A 23691-nucleotide genomic window follows, 5' to 3' on the forward strand; every position below is an offset into this window, starting at 1 on the left:
GTTCGCTCACGGAGGCCCTGATGTCCACGCTCGTCGATGTTGTGGCAGCCCTCGCCGTCGTCGCCCTGATCGTGGTGCGCCAGGTCAGGCCCCAGCGGGCCACCGGCGGCAGGCGCTGGTGGCTGGTCCCCGCGGTGCTGATCTACCTCGCCGTGCGCGAGCCCGGCCTCCTGGATCCCCGGCACCAGGCCGCGGCCGCGCTGCTCCTCGCCGCCGAGCTGCTGATCGGCATCCTGATGGGCGCCGCCTGGGCCTGGACCAGCCGCATCTGGACCGAGCCCGACGGCTCCGTATGGGTGCGGGGCACGAAGGCGACCGTGGCCGTCTGGGTCATCGGCATAGCCGTTCGCCTGGCCCTCGCCGGCGTGGGCGTCGCGATGGGCATACACCAGGGGAGCGGTGCCCTGCTGCTCGCGCTCGCCGCCTCGCTGCTGGTGCGCTCCGGGCTGCTGGCCTGGCGAGCGGGGCTCATGAACGGCACCCTCGGTCGGGCCACGTCGTACGGTGACGGCGTGCGTGCCGCGTCGTGGAAGGACCCCGTGTGATCGTGAACGCCTGGACCACGTGGCCCTCCCGGGAGGCCCTCTCCCGAGTGGGCCTCACCCCGCTGCGGCTCTGGCTGGGCGTGGTGACGAGAGCGGTGGTCCTGGGCGTCCTGGCGTGGAGCAGCATGGCCCACCGAGACCTGAGCGGCTGGCAGACGGCCCTGGTGCTGGTCGGCATCTGCTGCTGCGGGGTGACGGCCTGGGGTGTCTTCCGGATGACTCTGGCCCACCGGCTCTGGCCGTCGATGGGGCTGTTCGTCCTGCTGGGAGGCCTGGCGCTCGTGGCGGAGCAGACCGGGTTCCGCGTCGCCGCAGTCGTTCTGTGGTGCGGATGCGTCATCACCGTCGTGGAGCGGACGCCGCTGGTCGCCGCCCTGCCCGTGTCCGCTGGGGCTCTTACCGGCTTCTTCCTCGACAACAACGACACCGCCACGACCAATGTGATCACCGCCCTCGGGCTGCTCCTCGCCGGCTACGCGCTGCGCCTGGACTCCGAGGCCAGGGGGAGTGCGCAGCGGCTCCTCGCGCAGGAGCGGGCGGCGCGGAAGGCCGAGGGCGAGTCGGCCGCCCTGGCCGAGCGTGCCCGTATCGCGCGGGAGATCCACGATGTGCTGGCCCACAGCCTTTCGGCGCAGCTGGTCCACCTGGAGGCGGCCCGCCTGCTCGTCGAGCGCGGCGCCCCGCACGAGCAGATACTCGAGCGGGTGGTCGGTGCCAGGCGGATGGCGCGGGACGGCCTGGCGGAGACGAGGCAGGCGCTCTCCGCACTCCGCGGCGAGATATCACCGCTGGAGGACTACCTGCGGGAGCTGGTGTCCACGACCGCGGCGGCCGAGGTCACCGTCAGCGGGGACAGCAGACCGCTGCCGGCGGAGGCCTCCCAGGCGGTACGGCGGGTGGCCCAGGAAGCCCTGACCAACGCGCGCAAGCACGCCCCGGGTGCCAAGGTCATGGTCCGCCTCGAGTACGGCGAGGATGACATCACGCTGGACGTGAAGGACTCCGGCGGCACGCCGGGCGAACTGGCGGGCTCCGGTGGCGGATACGGTCTGCGGGGGATGAAGGAGCGCGCGGAACTGCTCGGCGGCACGCTGGCGGCAGGGCCGTACGAGGAGGGGTTCGCGGTGACCTTGAAGGTGCCTGCATGACGGCCGAAGACACCGGGGCGACGGCGCGGGTGATCGTGGCCGACGATCAGACGGTTGTGCGCGAGGGGATCGTGATGCTGCTGGGACTGTTGCCGGGCATCGAGGTGGTCGGAGCGGCAGGGGATGGGCTCGAGGCGGTGAAGCTCGTCGGGGAGCTCGCGCCGGACGTCGTGCTGATGGACTTGCGCATGCCCCGCTGCGACGGCGTCGAGGCGACGAGGCGGATCAGGAGCGAGTACCCCCGGACGGAGGTGGTGGTGCTCACCACCTATGTCGACGACGAATCGCTCTTCCCCGCGCTCAAGGCCGGCGCTCGTGGCTACCTCACCAAGGACGCCGGGGGCGACGAGATCGTGCGGGCCGTGCACAGCGTCCTCTCCGGTGACGCGGGTCTCTCACCGGCCATCCAGCGCAGGTTGCTGGAGAAGCTCTCCCAGCCCGAGCCGCCTCCGCCCTCGGCGGGGTCTCCGGACGGCCTGACCGCACGCGAGACCGAGGTGCTGACGCTGATCGCGGAAGGACTGACCAACCAGGAGATCGCCCGCCGCCTGCACGTCTCCACCGCCACGGTGAAGACGCACATCAACAACCTCTTCGCCAAGACGGGTCTCAAGGACCGCGCAGGGGCTGTGCGGTACGCCTACACGTACGGCTTGGCACCGCCCCCGAGGCCGGCAGCTGACGGGAAGTGAGTGATGGGGTGAGAGCGGGGCACTGGGCAGGGGGCGGATCGGCGGAGCAGGCCAGGATTGTGGCGCGCTCGGGCGTGTCCAGGGCCGGGCGTGCTGTGGGCTCGGCGTGCCGAGGGGTCCTGTTCCCGCCATGTCGGGCGGCTCGTGGTGGGTGCCGCTCACCGCGTGCCGATGTCGTCGGCCGGGGCCGCCTCGTGTTCGGCCGGTATGGGGTCGGCCTGCTCGGGTCCGGTGAGGGCCTCGGGGAGGACGACGGTGAACTCCGCTCCACCGCTGGGATCTTCTCCGACCGTGGCCGTGCCGCCCTGCCGTTCGGCGAGCCTGCGGACCAGTGCGAGGCCGATGCCCCGTTTGCCGTGTCCGGAGGCGCGCTTGGTCGACCAGCCCTCCTCGAAGACCCGGTCCCGCTCGTCGGGAGGGATGCCCGGGCCGCTGTCGCCGACGCGGAGGACGACGGTGCGGCCCTCCGCGCGGAGTTCGATCGCCACGCGTGCGTCGGGGGTGCCCGCGGTGGCGTCGAGGGCGTTGTCGACGAGGTTGCCGACGATGGTGACCAGCCCCCGGGCGTCGACGAGCCGGTCCGGCACGGCGGTGCCGGTCGACAGGGCCAGGGCCACCCCGCGTTCCGCGGCCACCGTGGCCTTGCCGACCAGCAGCGCGGCGAGCAGCGGGTCCCGGACCCGGGTGGTGATCTGCTCGGCCGTGACCCGGTGACTGCCCGCCACCTCGCCTATGAACGCGAGGGCGTCGTCGTACATCCCGAGTTCCAGCAGGCCGAGCAGGGTGTGCATACGGTTGGCGTGCTCGTGGTCCTGGGCGCGCAGGGCATCGATCAGCCCATGGGTGGAGTCGAGTTCGCGGCCGAGCTGCTCCAGCTCGGTGCGGTCGCGCAGGGTGGCGACGGCGCCGCGGCCGTCGGTGGGCATCCGGTTGGCGACCAGCACCCGATGGCCGCGCACGGTGAGCAGGTCCTTGCCGGTGACGCGGCCGGCCAGGACATCGGTGGTGCGGCCCGGGCCCAGCGCCTCGTCCAGGGGCTGCCCGACGGCGTCCGGGCCGATGCCGAGGAGGCGTTGGGCCTCGTCGTTGAGCAGGCGGATCCGGCCGCCTCGGTCGAGGGCCACAACGCCTTCCCGGAAGCCGTGCAGCATCGCCTCGCGCTCCGCCAGCAGCGCGGCGATGTCGGAGAAGGCGAGGTCACGGGTGCGGCGCTGCACCCACCAGGAGATCAGGAACGCCGCCGCGGCACCGGCGGCCAGCGCGCCTCCGGCATAGGCCAGCAGACCGGGGATCGCGTGGATCAGCCGGGCCCGCACGCTGTCGTACTTGATACCCACGGAGACCGCGCCCACGACGGTGCCGTGCGCGTCGCGCAGCGGGACCTTGCCGCGCGCCGAGCGCCCCAGGGTGCCGCTGTCGATCTGCATGATCTCCCTGCCGGAGAGCGGCACGCTCGGATCGGTCGAGACGACCTTGCCGATCTGGTCGACGTCCGTGTGGGACCAGCGGACCCCCTCCGTGTTCATGATCACCACATACTCGGCGTCGCTGGCCCGGCGGACACGCTCCGCGCGCCGCTGCACGGGGCCGTCGACCGTGGGGTTGCTGGTCTGGAGGTCCTTGACCAGGCCCGGTTGGGTGGCGGTCGTCTGCGCGATGGCGAGGGCCCGGCGCATCGCCTGGTCGTCCAGCTGGTGGCCGAGCGGCGCGAGGAAGAGGCCCGTGGCCAGGACGGTGACCCCGGCCGCGATCGCGAGCTGCATCAGCAGCACCTGCGAGAAGACGCGGCGGGGCAGTCCGAGCCGCAGTAGCCGAGCCGTACGGGTGGTGCTCATGCGTAGGAACGGTAGGCGGCGGGGCACGTGGGCCATAGACCCGTGCGACAGGGTCGGTCCGCGCGGAGCGAGCGCACTCCTGGCAGGTCACGGGAACGGGGCGTCACCGGGGCGCCGCGCGCTCTGGGACAGCCCGCCGTCCACGCACGGGTGAACGGCGAGGCCGCTCGCATGTACCTCGTGCGGGTGATCGCGCCCCGGCGCCGGCCGCCCGTGCTCTATGCCTCCGGGTGAGCCGCATCGGCGGGGGCCGGGAGAGGCTGCGGGGGGCGAGGGCCCGTGTACAGGCCGCTGGGGCGCATCCGGAGCGGGGTTTCCGCGTACTCCTCCAGGGCGTGGGCGATCCAGCCCGCGCTCCGCGCCACGGCGAAGATCGTCTCGCCCGCGCCGGCCGGCATACCGGTGGAGACGGTCAGGACGGCCAGGGCCAGGTCGGCGTTGGCATGCAGGGGTGTGTGCCGGGCCGCGGTGGCCACGACGTCCCGGGCTGCGGCGAGTGCCGGGGCGGCGCCGGGGACGTCCGCCAGGAGCGCGAACAACGCCCGTGCACGCGGGTCCTCGCCCGGGTAGAGCCGGTGCCCGAGCCCGGGGACAGCGCGCCCCGCGCGCAGCTCCTCGGCCACCACCGGGGCGGCACTGCCCTGGTCCAGCACCTCCAGCAGCATCCGGTGGGCCAGCCCGCTCGCCGCCCCGTGAAGGGGCCCTTCCAGAACGCCGAGGCCCGCTGAGAGGGCCGCATAGACGTGCGCGCGTGCCGACGCGGCGAGGCGGACGGCGAGCGTCGAGACGGCCAGGTCATGGTCCACGAGGAGCGCGAGGGCCGTGTCGAGGACGCGCAGTGCCGTCTCGTCGACGGGCCTACCGGTCAGTCGCGCCCACAGCCCCCGGGCCAGCGACGATCCCTCGTCGCGATGGCCCTGCGCCACTGGTGGGAGGGCCGCGACCAGCGTCGGGACGAGGGTGCGCGCGGTGCCCAGGACCGCCTGCTGCGAGAGGTCGAAGCGGAGCGGGTCGGCAGCCGCGGCGGCCACCGCGGCGACCCGCAACCGGTCCGTGGGACCACTGGTCGACGGCAGGGCGCGGACCGCTCGCCGGGCCACGGCCGTGGCGGCCTCGGGGGCCGAGAACCGTGCCCCCGGCCGCAGGTCGCCGGTCCACAGCCACTCCGCGACCTCCTCGTAGGAGTGCCGCGTGGCCAGCTCGACGGCGTCGACGCCGCGGAAGTAGTACCGGTCCCCGTCGATCAGCGTGATGTGGGTGCGGACGGAGAGCTCACCACGGCTGCGCGCCGGCTGGCGCTCCCTGCTGTGGCGGCGGGCCAGCGCCTCCACCTCTTTTGCGTCAAAAGTGCTGCCTCGGCCGCCCTGCCCGCGGCGACTCCCCAACTGGCCCCGGCTGACATACGCGTACACCGTCTCCGGCTTCACGCCGAGGAGTTCGGCGGCCTCCTTGGTGCTGATCCGCCGGTGAGGGGTGGGCGCGGGGTCTTGATCTGTCATGGGCGTCACCGTATCCGGGGAAGTCAACGTCTTCATATTGATTCAAGTTGATTCAATCAATGTTGACAGTATCGCAGTCAAACATGGATCGTCTAGTCAAGACCACTGGGGACGCAAGAGGACGCAAGAAGGAGACCCCCGATGCCGCCTACTACTCCCACCAAGCCGACGAACGGGGCCACCGCCCCCGTCGACGTACCCCGCGGACTCGCGGGAGTCGTCGTCACCGAGACGGCGATCGGCGACGTGCGGGGCCGCGAAGGCTTCTACCACTACCGGCAGTACTCGGCCGTCGAGCTCGCGCGGACCCGCGGGTTCGAGGACGTGTGGCACCTGATGGCACACGGCGAACTGCCCGACGCCGCCAAGCGGGCCGCCTTCATTCGCCGGACCGCGGAGCTGCGCCGGCTGCCCGAGGACGTCGCCGCCGCGCTTCCCGCCATCGCCGCGGCCGGCACCCGGTCCGGGCCGCTGGCCGGCCTGCGCACGGCGCTCTCCCTCTTCGGTGCCGCACAGGGCTTCCGGCCCGTCTACGACATCGACGACGAGCAGCGCCGTGCGGACGCGCTCGCCGCATGCGCGGCCGTCCCCACCCTGCTCGCGGCGCTGTACCGGCTCGGCCAGGGTCTCGAACCGGTCGAGCCGCGCACCGACCTGCCGTATGCGGCCAACTACCTGCACATGGTGACGGGCAGCGAGCCGGAGCCCCTGCGGGCGCGTGCCATCGAGCAATACTTGATTTCCACCATTGACCACGGGTTCAACGCGTCAACGTTCACGGCACGTGTCATCGCATCCACCGGCGCCGATGTGGCGGCGTGTATGGCCGGCGCCGTGGGTGCTCTGTCCGGACCGCTGCACGGCGGGGCGCCCAGTCGCGCACTGGACACACTCGACGCCATAGGAACCCCCGACCGCATCGATGCCTGGGTCCGTGCCCGGGTGCTCGCGGGGGACCGGATCATGGGATTCGGGCACCCCGTCTACCGCACGGAGGACCCGCGGTCGCGGATGCTGAGGGGCCTGGCCGAGGAGCTCGGCGGGCCTCTCGTTGACTTCGCCATCGAGGTGGAGCGGGGTGTGGAGGCCGTTCTCGCCGAGCTCAAACCGGGTCGGGACCTGCACACCAACGTGGAGTTCTACGCGGGCGTGGTCATGGAACTGTGCGGCCTGCCGCGGGAGATGTTCACACCGACCTTCGCCGCCGCCCGCGTCGTCGGATGGAGCGCCAACATCCTGGAACAGGCCGGGGATTCGAAGATCATCCGGCCCGCGGCCAGGTACGTCGGGCCGGTGCCCCCGGTCCCCGTGCCGAAGGCCCCCGCGCCGGTGGCGTGAAGTAGAACCTCCAGGCCCGACGTTCACACCGCCGCGGGCGGCGCTCGTATCCTGGGGCCGTATCGCACCCCCAGCTTCGTAGCGAGCGCATGAGTGAGGCCGCACGTGACTGACCAGCAGATCCCTGTCGTCGTGCTCGCGGGCTTTCTTGGCTCCGGCAAGACCACTCTCCTCAACCACCTGCTGCACAGCAGCAGAGGCAGCCGCATCGGAGCAGTGGTCAACGACTTCGGGGCGATCGAGGTCGACGCCATGGCCGTGGCCGGGCAGCTCGGGGACTCCACCGTGTCGCTCGGCAACGGCTGCCTGTGCTGCGCGGTCGACGTCAGCGAGCTGGACGCCTACCTGGACCGGCTGACCCGGCCGGCCACCGGTATCGACGTGATCATCATCGAGGCGAGCGGCCTCGCCGAGCCCCAGGAACTCGTGCGGATGGTGCTCGCCAGCGAGAACCCCCGGGTGGTCTACGGAGGTCTCGTGGAGGTGGTGGACGCCGCGGAGTTCGGCGCCACCAGGGAGCGGCACCCCGAGATCGCGCGCCACCTGGGCATCGCCGACCTGGTGGTGCTCAACAAGACGGACCGGGTGGACGAGGCGGCCAGGAAGCGGACCCTGGGCGTCGTGCGCGGGCTGGCCGGCCGTGCGGCCGTGGTCTGCGCCTCCTACGGGCGGATCGACCCCGACCTCCTCTTCGACCGCAAGGCGGTGGCCGAGCGCGTCGGGCAGCTCTCCTTCGACGACCTGCGCGCCCACGAGGGGCATGCCGACCACGAACACCTGCACCTGGCGTACGACAGCGTCTCCTTCGTCTCCGGCACGCCGATGGACCCCCGCAGGACCATGGAGTTCCTCGACAGCCGCCCCAAGGGCCTCTACCGCATAAAGGGATATGTCGACTTCGGCGCCGCCGACCCCGTGAACCGCTACGAGGTGCACGCCGTCGGCCGCTTCCTGCGGTTCTCGCCCGAGCCCTGGTCCAGCGTGCCGCACGAACCCGAACCACCGATGCCGGGTTCCTGGGCCTCGGAACCGTGGGCGTCGCTTCCCCTGCCGTCCGAGAACTGGGGCGTCGGCGGCGGGCGGTTCACCCGCCTGGTGCTCATCGGCTCGGCCATCGACGGCGACGCCCTCCTCGAAGGGCTGGCCGCCTGCCGTATCACCGTGTCCGCCGCCGAGGAGCCGCCCGACGAGCACAGCATGTGGGGCGTCCTCCGCTATGTGCGTCACAGCGAGGACGAGGGCGTGGCGGCCGGGCCCGCGGACCCCGGAGACGTCCCTTAGGAAGGGGCCGGCGCCGTCGAAGAGGGCGACCGGCACCACCGGGCCAGGGGAGCCCTCCGCGGAAGGAACGGGGCTCAGGAGGGACAGGCCACACGCCTGACTGGCCACAGGAGGGACAGGCCACAGGAGACGGGCCCACACCGTGGAGAGGCCACACCGTGGAGAGGCCACACCGTGGAGAGGCCACACCGTGGAGAGGCCACAACCATGGACAGGCCACAGAAGGTCACGCCCGGCCGGTGCACCGGGCCGGGCGTTCGCCTTCACCGCCTCAGGAGAGCGGCCCTGCCACCACCGCAACCGTCTTCTGCAACGACACGCCGGAGCCGTCGCGCCGAGGGTCGGGCTCCGGGAGCTCGACCGGCGTGCCGTTCCGCTGCGCGGCCCGGGCGGGCGTGGGGCCCGCCCACGCCAGGCTCAGGCAGTCCTCGCCCTTCAGGAACCGCTGGCAGCGGACCCCGCCCGTGGCACGCCCCTTGCGCGGGTACTGGTCGAACGGGGTGAGCTTCGCGGTCGTCTGGACCGAGTCGTCGAGCGTGCCGCGCGAGCCGGCGACCGTGAACACCACCGCGTCCACCGACGGCTCCACGGCCGTGAAGGAGATCACCTTCGCGCCCTCCGTGAGCTTGATGCCGGCCATGCCGCCCGCCGGCCGCCCCTGCGGACGCACCTGGGAGGCCGGGAAGCGCAGCAGCTGCGCGTCGTCGGCGATGAAGACCAGGTCCTCCTCGCCGGTGCGCAGCTCGATCGCGCCCACGATGCGGTCGCCGTCGCGCAGGGTGATGACCTCCAGCTCCTCCTTGTTCACCGGGTAGTCGGGCACCACGCGCTTGACGACGCCCTGCGCGGTGCCGAGAGCGAGGCCCTGCGAGGACTCGTCGAGGGTCGTCAGGCAGATCAGTTCCTCGTCCGCCTCCAGGGAGAGGAACTCCGCGATCGGCGCCCCACCCGACAGCGTGGACGCCGACTCCGGAAGCTGCGGCAGATCGATCACCGAAAGTCTCAGCAGCCGCCCGGTGGACGTGACGGCGCCCACCTCTCCGCGGGCCGTCCCCTGCACGGCGGAGATGATCACGTCGTGCTTCGCGCGCTTGCCGCCCTCCGGGACGAAGGTCTGGCCCGTCGCCGTACGCGCCAGCAGGCCGGTGGACGACAAGAGGACATGGCACGGGTCGTCCGCCACCTGGAGCGGCACGGCGACCGCCGGGGTGTCCACGGACTCCAGCAGGACCGTGCGCCGGTCGGTACCGAACTTCTTGGCCACCGTGGACAGTTCGGCCGACACCAGCTTCCGCAGCTCCGCGTCGGAGTCCAGGATGCGGGTGAGCTCCTCGATCTCGGCCCTCAGGCGGTCGCGCTCCGACTCCAGCTCGATGCGGTCGAACCTGGTCAGACGGCGCAGCGGGGTGTCCAGGATGTACTGGGTCTGGATCTCGCTCAGGGAGAAGCGGTCCATCAGCCGCTGCTTCGCCTCGGCGGAGTTGTCACTGGATCGGATGAGGCGGATGACCTCGTCGATGTCCACCAGCGCGACGAGGAGTCCCTCGACCAGGTGGAGCCGGTCGCGCCGCTTGCCGCGCCGGAACTCGCTGCGGCGGCGGACCACGTTGAAGCGGTGGTCGAGGTAGACCTCCAGCAGCTCCTTGAGGCCCAGTGTCAGGGGCTGTCCGTCGACCAGGGCGACGTTGTTGATCCCGAAGGACTCCTCCATGGGGGTCAACTTGTAGAGCTGCTCCAGGACGGCCTCCGGGACGAAGCCGTTCTTGATCTCGATCACCAGGCGGAGCCCGTGCTCGCGGTCCGTGAGGTCCTTGACGTCCGCGATGCCCTGCAGCCTCTTCGTGCCGACCAGGTCCTTGATCTTCGAGATCACCTTCTCCGGGCCGACCGTGAAGGGCAGCTCGGTCACGACCAGGCCCTTGCGGCGGGCGGTGACGGTCTCCACGGAGACCGTCGCCCTGATCTTGAAGGTGCCGCGGCCCGACTCGTAGGCGTCCCGGATGCCGGAGAGGCCGACGATCCGGCCGCCGGTGGGCAGGTCCGGGCCCGGGATGTACTTCATCAGCGTGTCCAGGTCGGCGCCCGGGTGCCTGATCAGGTGGCGGGCCGCCGCGACGACCTCGCGGAGGTTGTGCGGGGGCATGTTCGTCGCCATGCCGACGGCGATTCCCTGGGCGCCGTTCACCAGGAGATTCGGGTAGGCGGCCGGGAGGACCTCGGGCTCCTGCTCCTGGCCGTCGTAGTTCGGGCTGAAGTCGACCGTGTCCTCGTCGATCGACTCGGTCATCAGGGAGGTGGCGTCCGCCATCCGGCACTCGGTGTACCGCATGGCGGCGGGCGGGTCGTCGTTGCCCAGCGAGCCGAAGTTGCCGTGCCCGTCGACCAGCGGGAGCCGCATGCTGAACGGCTGGGCCATCCGCACCAGCGCGTCGTAGATCGACGCGTCTCCGTGCGGATGCAGCTTTCCCATCACCTCGCCGACGACACGGGCGCACTTCACGTAGCTGCGGTCGGGGCGCAGGCCCATCTCGTTCATCTGGTAGACGATGCGGCGGTGGACGGGCTTCATGCCGTCACGCGCGTCCGGCAGCGCCCGGGAGTAGATGACCGAGTACGCGTATTCGAGGTAGGAGCCCTTCATCTCGTCGACGACGTCGATGTCGAGGATCCGCTCCTCGAACGGGTCGTCGGGCGGCGGGGTCTTCGTGCTGCGGCGGGCCATCGCTGCGCGGCTCCTTCACGGATACTGCCGGTACTGCCGGGACGTTACGGGGGTCTGACGGGCTCCATTGTGGACCGCCCCGCCGACAACGCGGACCGTGACCCGGCCGGGCCCCGCCGCGACACCGGCGGAGCGGGAACTTCGCGAGGTGTCAGCACGCTTGCATACAGTGGGCGGACCGGCGCCCGGCGCCCGACACCCCGCAGGGGGTTTTCACAGCTTTTCGCGATCGAAGGGACGTACATGCCCATGGGTCACACGGCCACAGCGCAGGCCGGCTCCGGCGGCCTGACAGCGACTGAGCACCGCCTGGCCAACGGCCTGCGCGTGGTGCTCTCCGAGGACCACCTGACCCCGGTCGCGGCGGTCTGCCTCTGGTACGACGTCGGCTCCCGCCACGAGGTACGCGGCCGCACGGGACTGGCGCACCTCTTCGAGCACCTGATGTTCCAGGGCTCGAAGCAGGTCCGGGGCAACGGCCACTTCGAGCTGGTGCAGGGCGCGGGCGGCTCCCTGAACGGCACCACCAGCTTCGAGCGCACCAACTACTTCGAGACCATGCCGACCCACCAGCTCGAGCTGGCACTGTGGCTGGAGGCCGACCGCATGGGCTCGCTGCTCGCCGCGCTCGACCAGGACTCCCTGGACAACCAGCGCGACGTCGTCAAGAACGAGCGCCGCCAGCGCTACGACAACGTCCCCTACGGCACCGCCTTCGAGAAGCTGACCGCCCTCGCCTACCCGGACGGCCACCCGTACCACCACACGCCGATCGGCTCGATGGCCGACCTGGACGCGGCCACCCTGGAAGACGCCCAGCAGTTCTTCCGCACCTACTACGCGCCCAACAACGCCGTCCTGTCCGTCGTCGGCGACATCGACCCCGTGCAGACGCTGGGCTGGGTGGAGAAGTACTTCGGCAGCATCCCCATGTACGACGGCAAGCCCGCTCCGCGGGACGGCTCCCTGCCCGAGACCATCGGCCGGCAGCTGCGCGAGGTCGTCGAGGAGGAGGTCCCGGCGCGCGCCCTGATGGCCGCCTACCGCCTCCCGGAGGACGGCACGCGCGCGTGCGACGCCGCCGACCTCGCCCTCACCGTCCTCGGCGGCGGCGAGTCCTCCCGGCTCTACAACCGCCTCGTCCGCCGCGACCGCACCGCCGTGGCCGCCGGATTCGGGCTGCTGCGGCTCGCCGGGGCGCCCTCGCTCGGCTGGCTGGACGTGAAGGCCTCCGGCGACGTCGAGATCCCCGTCATCGAGGCCGCCGTCGACGAGGAGCTGGCGCGGTTCGCGGAGGAGGGCCCCACGCCCGGCGAAATGGAGCGCGCGCAGGCGCTGTTGGAGCGCGAGTGGCTGGACCGCCTCGGGACGGTCGCGGGCCGAGCCGACGAACTCTGCCGGTACGCGGTGCTCTTCGGCGACCCCCAGCTCGCCCTGACGGCCGTCAAGCGTGCCCTTGAGGTCACGGCCGAGGAGGTCCAGGAGGCCGCCAGGGCCCAGCTGCACCCCGACAACCGCGCGGTGCTCGTCTACGAGCCCACCGAAGAGGCCGCGGACGCCGAGGACGCCGGCACAGCGGACGCCGCCGGCAGCACCGACCAGGACGAGGAGGCGGCGAAGTGACCGAGGCCGCGACGTCAGAACAGGGGACGACGATGGACTTCCACCCCCAGCCCCAGCCCGGCGACGCCAGGCCCTGGGCGTTCCCCACCCCCGAGCGCGGCTCGCTCGCCAACGGCCTGACCGTGCTGCACTGCCACCGCCCCGGCCAGCAGGTTGTCGCCGTGGAGGTACTGCTCGACAGCCCGCTGGACGCGGAGCCCGAGGGCCTCGACGGCGTCGCCACCATCATGGCCCGGGCCTTCTCCGAGGGCACCGACAAGTACTCCGCGGAGGACTTCGCCGCCGAGCTGGAGCGCTGCGGAGCCACCCTGGACGCCCACGCCGACCACCCGGGGGTGCGGATCTCCCTGGAGGTGCCCGCCTCCCGGCTGCCCAAGGGGCTCGGCCTGCTCGCCGACGCCCTCCGTGCGCCCGCCTTCGCCGACAGCGAGATCGAGCGCCTGGTGCGCAACCGCCTGGACGAGATTCCGCACGAGATGGCGAACCCCGCCCGCCGCGCCGCCAAGGAGCTCTCCCGGCAGCTCTTCCCGGCGACCTCGCGCATGTCGCGGCCCCGGCAGGGCTCCGAGGAGACCGTCGCCGCCATCGACGCCGGGGCGGTGCGCGCCTTCTACGAGAAGCACGTGCGCCCGGCGACGGCCACCGCGGTGGTGGTGGGCGACCTCACCGGCGCCGACCTGGACACGGTGCTGGCCGACACCCTGGGCGCCTGGACCGGCGACACCGCCGCCTCCCGCCCGGTGCCGCCGATCACCGCGGACGACCGCGGCCGCGTGGTCATCGTGGACCGGCCGGGCGCGGTGCAGACGCAGCTGCTGATCGGCCGGATCGGCTCGGACCGCCACGACCGCGTCTGGCCCGCCCAGGTGCTCGGCACCTACTGCCTGGGCGGCACGCTCACCTCCCGGCTCGACCGCGTGCTGCGCGAGGAGAAGGGCTACACCTACGGCGTGCGGGCCTTCAGCCAGGTGCTGCGCTCGTCCGCCCCGTCCTCGCCCGAGGGATCCGCGGGCGCCGCCATGATGGCGATCTCCGGCTCGGTCGACACGGCCTCCACGGGCCCCGCCCTGGACGACCTGTGGAAGGTGCTGCGGGACCTCACCGCCGGCGGCCTCACGGACGACGAGCGCGATGTCGCCGTGCAGAACCTGGTGGGGGTGGCCCCGCTCAAGTACGAGACCGCCGCCGCCGTCGCCGGCACGCTCGCCGACCAGGTGGAACAGCACCTCCCCGACGACTACCAGGGCCACCTGTACCAGCAGTTCGCCGCCACCGGGACGGTCGAGGCCACGGCCGCCGTCGTCAGCGCGTTCCCGGTGGACCGGCTCGTGACCGTGCTCGTCGGGGACGCCTCGGGGATCGAGGAGCCCGTGCGGGCACTGGGGATCGGCGAGGTCACGGTGGTCTCCGGCTGACGTCGCAGGGCCGCCCGCGCCGTACGGCCCCACGGGCTCGCGCCCGAGAGCCCTGCCGTACGCCTGCGGGCGGCCCCGAACCGAGGGGCGCCCTCCGCCCTCGCCCCGTTGCATACCGCCCTGCGCTTACCACACACCCGTCTCGGGGGCTGGCAAATGCCCCGAATTCACCCGTACCCTGCTCGAATTGACAGGAAGTCGGCCGGTCTGCCCCTGTGGCATGCGCAACAAAAGCGTTGATCTGTTTGTTGGTCTGGAGTTGTCCCCTTTAGCGTCGGTCCGGCTGTCCGTCGGACCTGCGCCGCACCCGCGGTGCCGGACAGCCATCGCCGAGTCTCCCGGCGGCTGAGCCGGGGGAGCCGGGGACCCACATGTCCCGGGGTGAATCGGACGCTCTTCCCGAGAGGGCGCCCGTAGGAGACCTTCCTGCTCCGAACCCGTCAGCTAACCCGGTAGGCGAGAAGGAGGGAAAGGACCAGCCGCTTCATGGCGTTCACCCGTACTACCGGGAAGCACCGCCGTACCGGCCGCCTCGGACGCTCCACCGCGTACGTGGCAGGCGTCGCCGCACTCGCCGCCACCGGCGTCATCGGTGGCCTCACCGCAACACCCGCAACCGCCGCGCAGCGGCCGGCGGAGGGCGCCGGTCTGACCCGGGTCCTGGCCGGCGCCGCGACGGCCGACCGGATCAGCGCCCAGGCGGCCGCCCAGCGGCATGCCGCCTACGAGGCCGCCGCCCGCCGCACCGCCGAGCTCAAGGCGGAACGGAAGGCCGTGGAGACCAAGCGGAAGGCGGAGGCCGCCAAGCGCCGTGCGGTCAAGCGCCGCACGGCCAAGATGCGGGCGGCCCGTGCCGCCGTGCGCAGGAGCGTCGCCTACACCGTCCCGATCATCGGTTCGTACGTCACCACCGGCTACCGGACGGGCGGCTCCCTGTGGTCGTCCGGCAGCCACACGGGCATCGACTTCCACGCCGCGACCGGCACCCCCGTGCACGCCGTGGGCACGGGCACCGTCGTCGAGGCCGGCTGGGGCGGCGCCTACGGCAACAACATCGTCCTCAGGATGCACGACGGTACGTACACGCAGTACGGCCACCTCTCCACCATCGCCGTCACCGCCGGCCAGAGCGTCGCCCCGGGGCAGCGGATCGCACTCTCCGGGGCGACCGGCAACGCCACGGGCCCCCACCTGCACTTCGAGGCCCGCACCACGCCGGACTACGGCTCCGACATCGACCCGGTCGCCTACCTCCGCTCCCACGGCGTCAAGGTCTGATCCCACGTCCACCGTCCGCGGGCCCTGCGCCGGGCCCGCCGCGAACTCACGCGCCTGACGGCCCCCGGGTCTGACCCCCAAGAAGGAAACGGCCGAAAAGGGAATGCCCGACCGTCCGGCGCGGAGGACTCGGCCACCGGACACCGCACCCAGCGGTGTCCGGTGCGCGGTCCCAAGCAGTCCAGCAGTCCAGCAGTCCAGCAGTCCAAAAAATATCCATGGATTTCCGGCCCCCTTCGGTAAATGCGGTTCCCTGCAATAGAGTCGCGGGCAGGCTTCATCGGGCCGCGATTTCGCGGGATCAGGGCGGAGGTCGGGTCATGCGCATTCCCGCGCACTCGGTATGCACGGCCATCCGGGACGACATCGTCTCCGGTGCGCTGGAGCGCGGCAGCCGGCTCACCGAAGAGGTCCTCGCGCGACGTTACGGCGTCTCGCGCATCCCTGTGCGCGAGGCACTGCGCACCCTGGAGGCGGAGGGCTTCGTAGTCACCCGCAGGCACGCCGGCGCCTGCGTCGCCGAGCCCACCGAGCAGGAGGCCGCCGACCTCCTGGAGATCCGCCTGCTCCTGGAGCCGATGGGCGCCGCGCGCGCCGCGCAGCGCCGCACCCAGGCTCATCTGAAGGTGCTCAGAGGCCTGGTGCGCCTCGGGCACGACCGCGTCAGGCGTGGTCACGGCGAGGACCTGCGGTCACTGGAGAGCTGGTTCCACGAGACGCTCGCCCAGGCCTCGGGCAGCCCCGGCCTCACCGCGCTGCTCACCCAGCTCCGGCACAAGGTCGCCTGGATGTACACCGTCGACGTGAGCGAGCGCTCCACGGAGTGCTGGGCGGAGCACGCCGCGATCCTCGACGCCGTGGCCCGCGGCGACGCCGAGCGTGCCCGGTCGGTGACGGCGCTGCACAACGAACGGGGCATCCCGGCCCACCGCCTTCGCCTCCCCAGGACACCCGCGCGCCCCGACCGCGTGAGGGCTTCGTAACACGCCGTACATGCGGCGGGGCACCGTTTTTAACAGGCGCCCCGTAAAAACGGAGTCGGCGGTGATTCATATACGAGCATGAGCCCGGCAGTGCATAGGCGTGCGGTATCGCGAAATCCGGTGCCGGTTCCGTTTTTCGCGCCCCGGAATTCCTGCACCGTCTTGCCGGATTATGCGGGCACGCGTCCGGCGCGTATGCGGCGCATTGCCGCGTGACATTTACGTGTCCGGAAAATGTGAAACCCGCTCACGCGGAAGCACGTGTCTCACGCGGCGCACCTGTCTCATGCCGAAGCGCCGGTCCAACGCGGAAGCGCCGCTCTCACGCGGAACCGGCGGTCTCACACGGACCCGCCCGTCCCACGCGGAACCGGCGGTCTCACACGGACGCGCCCGACTCACGCGGAAACACTCGGCCCCGAACGCACAAAAACCGCACCCGCCGGCACGGCAACGGCCGGCGGATGCGGCATCGTGAGATGGCGCTCGGGTCTGAGACGGCCCTCGGGTTCCGGCTGCACGGGCGGGCACCCCCGCGAGCCGCAGCCGGGTTCGGCACCCGGCCGCAGTGGACCCTCAGACCGTCTCGGGCAGCTCCTCCAGGCCCTCGGACACCAGCTTCGCCAGCCGGTCCAGGGCCGCGTCCGCGCCCTCGGCGTCCGAGGTCAGCACGACCTCGTCGCCGCCCTGGGCCCCCAGGCCGAGCACCGCGAGCATGGACCCGGCGTTGACTGGAACGCCCTCGCCCTTGGCGATTTTCACCGGGACGCCCGAGGCCGTGGCCGCCCGGACGAAGATGGAGGCGGGGCGGGCGTGAAGGCCCTCGGCCCAGCCGATGTTGACGCGGCGCTCAGCCATGGTGTCGATGCCCTTTCAGATGTCTCGGCGTGTCCGGCAAAGGTCCCATGCGTGCCATCCGGACGGCGGCGTCCGTGCGGGCGGGGGCGTGGCGACGACTCCCGGGTGGTTGTCTAGACCAGTGTGTCACACGGGGCAGGAGCGCAGGGCGGGGCCACCGATCGAACACGACTCCGCGCGACAGCGGCTCCCCGCCTCGCGCCTGTCCTCATGCCCGCACCTCAAGCACCCCACGCACCTCGCCCCGCGACTCGTCACCCGCCGGCTACTCGGGACGCCTCGCCCAGAGGAGCCCGCGCACGGGCCCTCGCCCAAGGGACCCCGTGCCGGGAAGCCACGCGCGCGTCCCGCGGCCGGTCGTTCGGAGCGCACTCCGGCCGCCCCCAGCCGGTCGGAGCGTGCTCCGGCGCACCGCCCGCGGAACACGCCTCCGGCGGCGGTACACCGGCGCCCGAGGGCCGTACGCTGACCCCATGCAGAGCCCGTCGGACAGGCACGCCTACCCCGCGCACTGGGAGGCCGACGTGGTGCTCCGCGACGGCGGGACCGCGCGGATCAAGCCGATCACCGCCGACGACGCGGACCGCCTGGTCAGCTTCTACGAGCAGGTCTCCGACCAGTCGAAGTACTACCGCTTCTTCGCCCCCTATCCCCGGCTCTCCGCGAACGACGTGCGCCGCTTCACCCACCACGACTTCGTGGACCGGGTGGGCCTCGCGGCCGTGGTGGGCGGGGAGTTCATCGCGACCGTGCGCTACGACCGCATCGACGGCGACGGCAGGGCCGCCCCGGAGCCGGCCGACGAGGCCGAGGTCGCCTTCCTCGTGCAGGACGCCCACCAGGGCAGGGGCGTGGCGTCCGCGCTGCTGGAACACATCGCGGCCGTCGCGCGCGAACGCGGTATTCGCAGGTTCGCCGCCGAGGTGCTGCCCGCCAACACCAAGATGGTCAAGGTCTTCACGGACGCCGGCTACCAGCAGCAGCGGACCTTCGAGGGCGGCGTCGTACGCCTGGAGCTGGATCTGGCTCCCACCGAGGCGTCCCGCGCCGTCCAGCTCGCCCGCGAGCAGCGGGCCGAGGCGCGCTCCGTGCAGCGGCTGCTGCGGCCCGGCTCCGTCGCCGTCATCGGCGTCAGCCGGACCGCGGGCGGGGTGGGCCGCAGCGTGCTGGCCAACATCCGCGCCGCCGGCTTCACGGGCCGGCTCTACGCCGTGAACAAGGCCTTCCCCGAGGAGACGACCACGTTCGACGGCGTTCCCGCGCTCCGGTCCCTCGGGGAGCTGCGCGAACCCGTCGACCTCGCCGTGGTCGCGGTTCCCGCGCCGCTGGTGCCCGAGGTGGTCGACACGTGCGGGGAGAACGGCGTGCAGGGGCTCGTCGTGCTCTCGGCCGGCTATGCCGAGAGCGGTGACGAGGGACTGGAGCGGCAGCGGGCGCTGGTCCGCCAGGCCCGCTCGTTCGGCATGCGGATCATCGGCCCCAACGCCTTCGGCATCGCCAACACCGCACCGGACGTCCTGCTGAACGCCTCGCTCGCCCCGCAACTGCCGAGGCCGGGGCGGATCGGGCTGTTCACGCAGTCCGGCGCGATCGGCATCGCCCTGCTGTCCCGGCTGCACCGGCGGGGCGGAGGCGGTCCGGTCCCCGCGGAGCCGGCGGCCGCCCCCGCCGGTACCACCGGGACGGCCCCGGCTGGCGCGACAGATGTGTCAGATGCCTCAGGCGCGGAGGGTGCCACCGGTGTCGAGGGCGTTGCCGGTGTCGTCGATGTCGCAGGCGTCGCAGGCGTCGCAGGCGTCGCAGGCGTCTCCACGTTCCTGTCCGCCGGAAACCGCGCCGACGTCTCCGGCAACGACGTCCTCCAGTACTGGTACGAGGACCCGGACACCGACGTCGCTCTGATGTACCTGGAGTCGATCGGCAACCCGCGCAAGTTCACGCGCCTGGCCCGGCGCACCGCCGCCGCCAAGCCGCTCGTGGTCGTGCAGGGCGCCCGGCACACCGGAAGCGCGCCCACCGGGCACGCCGTGCCGCCCACCCGGCTGCCCCACGCCACCGTCTCCGCGCTGCTCCGGCAGGCCGGCGTCATCCGGGTGGAGACCATCACCGAGCTGGTCGACGCGGGCCTCCAGCTCGCCGCGCAACCGCTGCCCGCCGGGCCCCGGGTGGCCATCCTCGGCAACTCCGAGTCCCTGGGCCTGCTCACGTACGACGCCTGCCTCTCCGAGGGGCTGCACCCGCTGCGGCCCCGGGACCTGACGACCGCGGCGACCCCCGGCGACTTCCATGCCGCGCTGGGGGAGGCCCTGGCGGATCACAGTTGCGACGCGGTGGTGGTCACCGTGATCCCCGCCGTGGACGGCGGGCCCACCACGGACGGCGTCCTGGCCGGGGCGCTCCGGTCCGCCGCGGCCGCGCACCCGCACAAGCCCGTCTCCGTGGTCCACGTCGAGCTGGGCGGCCTGGCCGACGCGCTGTCCGCGGCCGGCAGCACCGGCCCGCCCCGGCCCGAGCGAACGGCCCAGGGGGAGCCGCACCCGGCACCCCCCGTCCCCGCCGCACCCCCCGAGCCCCCGGCGCCCCCCGCCCCCGAAGAGGCCCACGACCGCCGCATCCCCGCCTACCCGGCCGCCGAACGTGCCGCCCGTGCCCTCGCCGAGGCGGTGAAGTACGCGCAGTGGCGCCGTGAGGCGGCCGACCCCGGCAGAGTGCCCCAGTACGACGACATCGAGGAGAAGCGGGCGGCGGAGCTGATCGGCGCCCTGATGGAGCGCGCGGGCAACGATCCGCGCGGGGCCACGCTCGCCCCCGAGGACACCGGCGACCTGCTCGGCGCCTACGGCATCACGCTCCGCGCCGCCCTGCCCGCGCCCGGTCCCGAGGAGGCCGTCCGGGCCGCCGCGGCGGTCGGCTACCCCGTGGCGCTCAAGACCACCGCGCCCCACCTGCGGCACCGCGCCGACCTCGGCGGCGTCCGGCTCGACCTGGCGGACGAGGAGCAGCTCCGCCGCGCCTACTCGGAGCTCACCCACACCTTCGGCAGCCCCGGGGAACTGCTCCCGGTCGTCCAGGCGATGGCCCCGCGCGGCGTCGACACCGTCGTGCGCGCCGTCATCGACCCCAGCGCCGGAGCCGTGCTCTCCTTCGGGCTCGCCGGCGCGCCCTCGGAACTGCTCGGGGACATGGCGCACCGCCTCATCCCGGTCACCGACCGGGAGGCACACGCCGTGATCAGGTCCATCCGGACGGCACCGCTCCTCTTCGGCTGGCGCGGCGCGCAGCCGGCCGACACCGGTGCCCTCGAAGAGCTGCTGCTCCGCCTCTCACGCCTGGTCGACGACCATCCGGAGGTCGTCGCGGTCTCCCTGGAGCCCGTGGTCGTGGCCGGACACGGGGTGTCCGTGCTGGGTGCCTCCGTGCGGCTCGCCCCGCCGCCCGCGCGCACCGACCTCGGCCCGCGCACCATGCCCGCCTACTGAAGGCGGCGGCCCGGACACCGCCCGGGAGCAGCCGGTCGCAGCAGGGCCGTACACCGGCCCTCCTGCGGGACCTGAGGCGGGCCCCAGGGCCGTAGGATGGACGGCATGGCCAAGACCAGTACGACGACCCAGGGGCTGCGAGCGGCGATCGAGCGCAGCGGCTACTACCCGGCGATCGTGGCCGAGGCGGTGGAGGCCGCGATCGGCGGCGAGAACATCGGGTCGTACCTGGTCCATCAGGAGACCACCTTCGACGCGAACGAGGTGCGCCGTCATGTGACGGTCCTCGTGCTCACCGGCACCCGGTTCATCGTGAGCCACACCGACGAGCAGGCGGCGGACTCCAGCTCGCCGACGCCGTACGCCACCACCTCCACCGAATCGGTGAAGATCGGCCGGATCTCCTCGGTGGTGGTCAGCCGGGTCGTGGCGAACCCGGAGTCGTACACCCCCGGCACGCTGCCCCGCGAGGTGGTGCTGACCATCGGGTGGGGCGCCGTGTCCCGGCTCGACCTGGAGCCCGCCGCCTGCGGCGACCCCAACTGCGAGGCCGACCACGGCTACACGGGCAGCTCCACGGCCGACGATCTCAGCCTGCGGGTCAGCGAGGCCGGTGACGGCGCGGACGCCGTACGGCAGACCCTCGCCTTCGCCCAGGCGCTGTCCGAGGCCACCACGGCCGCCGGCGCGGACACCGGGCACTGATGGCACAGCCCGCGCTGGACCCACCCGAGCAGCTCGCCATCGCCACCGCCCCGGTCCCGGAGTACGGCACCGGCTCGCTCGCCGACCTGCTGCCGACGATCGCCGCACACCAGGGTGTGGCCGGGACGTCCGCCGGGATCCAGGAGCTCGCTCCGGCCGACCGCGTCTGCGTCTTCCTGATCGACGGCCTCGGCTGGGAGCAACTCCAGGCGCACCCCGGCGAGGCCCCGTACATGACCGCCCTGCTGGGGACCTCGCGCGGCGGCACGGGCCGCCCCATCACGGCGGGCTTCCCCGCCACCACCGCGACGTCCCTGGCGTCGGTGGGCACCGGGCTGCCCCCGGGCGCGCACGGCCTGCCCGGCTACACGGTCCGCGACCCGGAGACCGGCGGCCTGATGAACCAGCTCCGCTGGCAGCCGTGGACGTCGCCGGGCCAGTGGCAACCTCACCCCACGCTCTTCCAGCGGGCCGCGGAGGCGGGCGTGCACACCGCGCAGGTGTCCTCCCCGACGTTCGCGACCACCCCGCTCACCCAAGTCGCGCTCAGCGGCGGCACCTTCCACGGCCGGCTCCCCGGCGAGGAGCGCATGGACCTCGCCGCCGAGCAGCTCGCGGGCGGCGACCTCTCCCTCGTCTACACGTACTACGCGGACGTGGACGGCAAGGGGCACCGCTTCGGGGTCGACTCCGACGAGTGGCGCGCCGAGCTGGCCCGCGCCGACCGGCTGGTGCGCCGCCTCGCGGAGCAGCTGCCGCCGCGCAGCGCCCTGTACGTGACGGCCGACCACGGCATGCTCGACGTCGCCTTCGACGAGCAGCACCGCATCGACTTCGACGACGACTGGGAGCTGCGCGCCGGTGTCGCCCTGCTGGGCGGCGAGGGCCGCGCCCGGCACGTCTACGCGGTTCCGGGCGCGGCGTCGGACGTGCTCGCGGTCTGGCAGGAGGTGCTCGGCGACCGGTTCTGGGTGGCCGGACGGGACGAGGCCATCGCCGCCGGCTGGTTCGGCCCCGTGGTCGAGGAGCGGGTGTACCGGCGGCTGGGCGACGTGATCGCGGCGGCCAGGGACGACGTCTTGATCACCGCGAGCCTGCTGGAACCCAAGGAGTCGGCCATGGTGGGCAACCACGGCTCCATGACACCCGCCGAGCAACTGGTCCCGCTGCTCGAGGTACGCGGCTGACGGCTGCTCGGCGACGTCGCCCCGGCACCTTCCCCGGCGAGACGGTCAGTCGGGCGTCCGTACGAGGGCGAACGCCGCGCCCGCCGGGTCGGTGAGGGTGGCGACCCGGCCGTAGGGGCCGTCCCGCGGCGGTTCGACGACGCTGCCGCCGAGCTCCGTGGTCCGCGCGACCGCGGCGTCGACGTCGACGGTCTCGAAGTACGTCATCCAGTGGGCGCCCCTGCCATGCAACTGCGGGCCACCGACTCCGCGGATGGAGGCCACGGGTCGGCCGTCCGCCGTATGCAGGGTCACGCAGTCGGGGCCCGCGGAGACGTTCGGCTTGTGCGTGCAGCCGAAGACGTCCTCGTAGAACCTGATGACCCGCGCCGACTCATGGGTCATCAGCTCCGTCCAGGCCGGTGCGCCGGGCGTCCCGGAGACCGGGCGGCCCGGGTAGGCGGGCGCGTGCCGGATGCCGAAGACGGCGCCGCTCGGGTCGGAGGCGAGGGCCAGCCGGCCGGCGGCTCCCGCGTCCAGCGGCCCGAAGCCGACGGTGCCGCCGCACAGCCGCACCATCTCGGCGGTGAGGTCCACGTCGTCCGTGGCCAGGTAGGGCGTCCACGCGACGGGGTCGCGGCGCTCGTCGGGAAGCTGCCCGATCACGGCCACCTCCCGGCCGTCCAGCAGCGCCTGTGCGTAGTACCCCAGCGGGGTCGCGGTGGGCTGGGGCCGGAACTCCCAGCCGAACAGCGCTCCGTAGAAGTCCTGGGTGGTCGTCAGGTCGTGCACCAGCAGACTCACCCAGCAGGGCGTTCCCGGTGTCCGCCGGGGGTGCCCGGGGGCACCCAGTCTGCCGGTCGAACCCAGCGCCTCGGTCATCGTCACTCTCTCCTCGACCCTTCGTGGTGCCGCTTCGCTGCCGCTCCGTCCGCAGGGGAGTGCGTGGCGTGCCCCATTGCACCCGCACGCTCTGGAGCTGCTCGCCTTAATAGTTCGGCTACTTTTTCCGGTTCTCGTCGGCTTTCTGGCTGCTTCTTATTGATTTTTCGTTTCTGCTTAATGATCCGCGGATGTAAGGCAGATGCACAACGTGTGTCTACTCCAGTACGCGCAGTGGTCGC

Annotated in this window: 17 protein-coding genes and 1 riboswitch; of the genes, 12 read left to right on the forward strand and 5 right to left on the reverse strand. The window is 72.6% G+C overall.

Features of this window, described 5'->3' with window-relative positions:
• The first annotated feature begins 20 nt into the window (after positions 1 to 20).
• From Sm713_RS30090 to Sm713_RS30100, 3 genes are read left to right on the forward strand one after another with little or no spacing between them, the layout of a single operon-like run.
• Positions 21 to 545: a CcdC protein domain-containing protein gene (locus Sm713_RS30090; protein WP_212913130.1), complete on the forward strand. Its 525-nt coding sequence runs from the start codon at positions 21 to 23 to the stop codon at positions 543 to 545.
• Positions 542 to 1693 carry a sensor histidine kinase gene (locus Sm713_RS30095; RefSeq protein ID WP_212913131.1) on the forward strand — a complete coding sequence of 384 codons (1152 nt, stop codon included), beginning with the start codon at positions 542 to 544 and terminating at the stop codon, positions 1691 to 1693. The genes Sm713_RS30090 and Sm713_RS30095 overlap by 4 nt, the downstream gene beginning before the upstream one ends.
• A complete protein-coding gene (locus Sm713_RS30100) occupies positions 1690 to 2385 on the forward strand; it encodes a response regulator transcription factor (RefSeq protein ID WP_212913132.1) in 696 nt (231 codons plus the stop codon). The genes Sm713_RS30095 and Sm713_RS30100 overlap by 4 nt, the downstream gene beginning before the upstream one ends.
• Before the next feature lie 158 nt (positions 2386 to 2543).
• Here the strand turns inward: Sm713_RS30100 and Sm713_RS30105 are convergent, their stop codons facing one another.
• Both Sm713_RS30105 and Sm713_RS30110 read right to left on the reverse strand, forming a co-directional pair.
• Complete coding sequence (locus Sm713_RS30105) at positions 2544 to 4220, reverse strand: sensor histidine kinase (protein ID WP_212913133.1); 1677 nt, start codon at positions 4218 to 4220, stop codon at positions 2544 to 2546.
• Between the two features lie 218 nt (positions 4221 to 4438).
• Positions 4439 to 5719: a citrate synthase family protein gene (locus Sm713_RS30110; protein WP_212913134.1), complete on the reverse strand. Its 1281-nt coding sequence runs from the start codon at positions 5717 to 5719 to the stop codon at positions 4439 to 4441.
• Positions 5720 to 5860: 141 nt separating this feature from the next.
• Between Sm713_RS30110 and Sm713_RS30115 the strand changes: the two genes are divergently transcribed.
• Both Sm713_RS30115 and Sm713_RS30120 read left to right on the forward strand, forming a co-directional pair.
• Positions 5861 to 7057, forward strand: coding sequence for a citrate synthase (locus Sm713_RS30115; protein ID WP_212913135.1), 1197 nt, complete (start codon positions 5861 to 5863; stop codon positions 7055 to 7057).
• A gap of 105 nt (positions 7058 to 7162) precedes the next feature.
• Complete coding sequence (locus tag Sm713_RS30120) at positions 7163 to 8338, forward strand: GTP-binding protein (RefSeq protein WP_212913136.1); 1176 nt, start codon at positions 7163 to 7165, stop codon at positions 8336 to 8338.
• A gap of 271 nt (positions 8339 to 8609) precedes the next feature.
• On the opposite strand, the gene Sm713_RS30125 is transcribed toward Sm713_RS30120, so the two are convergent.
• A complete protein-coding gene (locus Sm713_RS30125) occupies positions 8610 to 11060 on the reverse strand; it encodes a DNA topoisomerase (ATP-hydrolyzing) subunit A (protein WP_212913137.1) in 2451 nt (816 codons plus the stop codon).
• Positions 11061 to 11303: 243 nt separating this feature from the next.
• Between Sm713_RS30125 and Sm713_RS30130 the strand changes: the two genes are divergently transcribed.
• The 4 genes from Sm713_RS30130 to Sm713_RS30145 all read left to right on the forward strand — a co-directional run bounded on the left by Sm713_RS30130 (position 11304) and on the right by Sm713_RS30145 (position 16359).
• Entirely contained in the window at positions 11304 to 12683 is a 1380-nt protein-coding gene (locus Sm713_RS30130; RefSeq protein ID WP_212913138.1) for a pitrilysin family protein, read from the forward strand.
• A gap of 32 nt (positions 12684 to 12715) precedes the next feature.
• Positions 12716 to 14098 (forward strand): pitrilysin family protein, encoded by a 1383-nt coding sequence (locus tag Sm713_RS30135; protein WP_212914949.1) that lies wholly within the window; start codon positions 12716 to 12718, stop codon positions 14096 to 14098.
• 317 nt (positions 14099 to 14415) lie between these two features.
• A riboswitch (cyclic di-AMP (ydaO/yuaA leader) is annotated at positions 14416 to 14572 on the forward strand.
• Positions 14573 to 14584: 12 nt separating this feature from the next.
• Complete coding sequence (locus tag Sm713_RS30140; RefSeq protein ID WP_212913139.1) at positions 14585 to 15376, forward strand: M23 family metallopeptidase; 792 nt, start codon at positions 14585 to 14587, stop codon at positions 15374 to 15376.
• A gap of 320 nt (positions 15377 to 15696) precedes the next feature.
• Positions 15697 to 16359 (forward strand): GntR family transcriptional regulator, encoded by a 663-nt coding sequence (locus Sm713_RS30145; protein ID WP_212913140.1) that lies wholly within the window; start codon positions 15697 to 15699, stop codon positions 16357 to 16359.
• Between the two features lie 576 nt (positions 16360 to 16935).
• On the opposite strand, the gene Sm713_RS30150 is transcribed toward Sm713_RS30145, so the two are convergent.
• Entirely contained in the window at positions 16936 to 17217 is a 282-nt protein-coding gene (locus tag Sm713_RS30150) for an HPr family phosphocarrier protein (protein ID WP_212913141.1), read from the reverse strand.
• A 473-nt stretch (positions 17218 to 17690) separates the two neighbouring features.
• Here Sm713_RS30150 and Sm713_RS30155 point away from each other — a divergent pair, with 473 nt between their 5' ends.
• From Sm713_RS30155 to Sm713_RS30165, 3 genes are all read left to right on the forward strand, one after another.
• Positions 17691 to 20696, forward strand: a complete 3006-nt coding sequence (locus Sm713_RS30155) for a GNAT family N-acetyltransferase (RefSeq protein ID WP_249416790.1) — start codon at positions 17691 to 17693, stop codon at positions 20694 to 20696.
• 96 nt (positions 20697 to 20792) lie between these two features.
• Positions 20793 to 21401, forward strand: a complete 609-nt coding sequence (locus Sm713_RS30160; protein ID WP_212913142.1) for a DUF5998 family protein — start codon at positions 20793 to 20795, stop codon at positions 21399 to 21401.
• Positions 21401 to 22588, forward strand: coding sequence for an alkaline phosphatase family protein (locus Sm713_RS30165; protein WP_212913143.1), 1188 nt, complete (start codon positions 21401 to 21403; stop codon positions 22586 to 22588). Before Sm713_RS30160 ends, Sm713_RS30165 begins: the two co-directional genes overlap by 1 nt.
• A 45-nt stretch (positions 22589 to 22633) precedes the next feature.
• On the opposite strand, the gene Sm713_RS30170 is transcribed toward Sm713_RS30165, so the two are convergent.
• Positions 22634 to 23449: a VOC family protein gene (locus Sm713_RS30170; protein WP_212913144.1), complete on the reverse strand. Its 816-nt coding sequence runs from the start codon at positions 23447 to 23449 to the stop codon at positions 22634 to 22636.
• Positions 23450 to 23691: the final 242 nt, after the last annotated feature.

It is taken from the genome of Streptomyces sp. TS71-3, assembly GCF_018327685.1.
GTDB lineage: Bacteria > Actinomycetota > Actinomycetes > Streptomycetales > Streptomycetaceae > Streptomyces.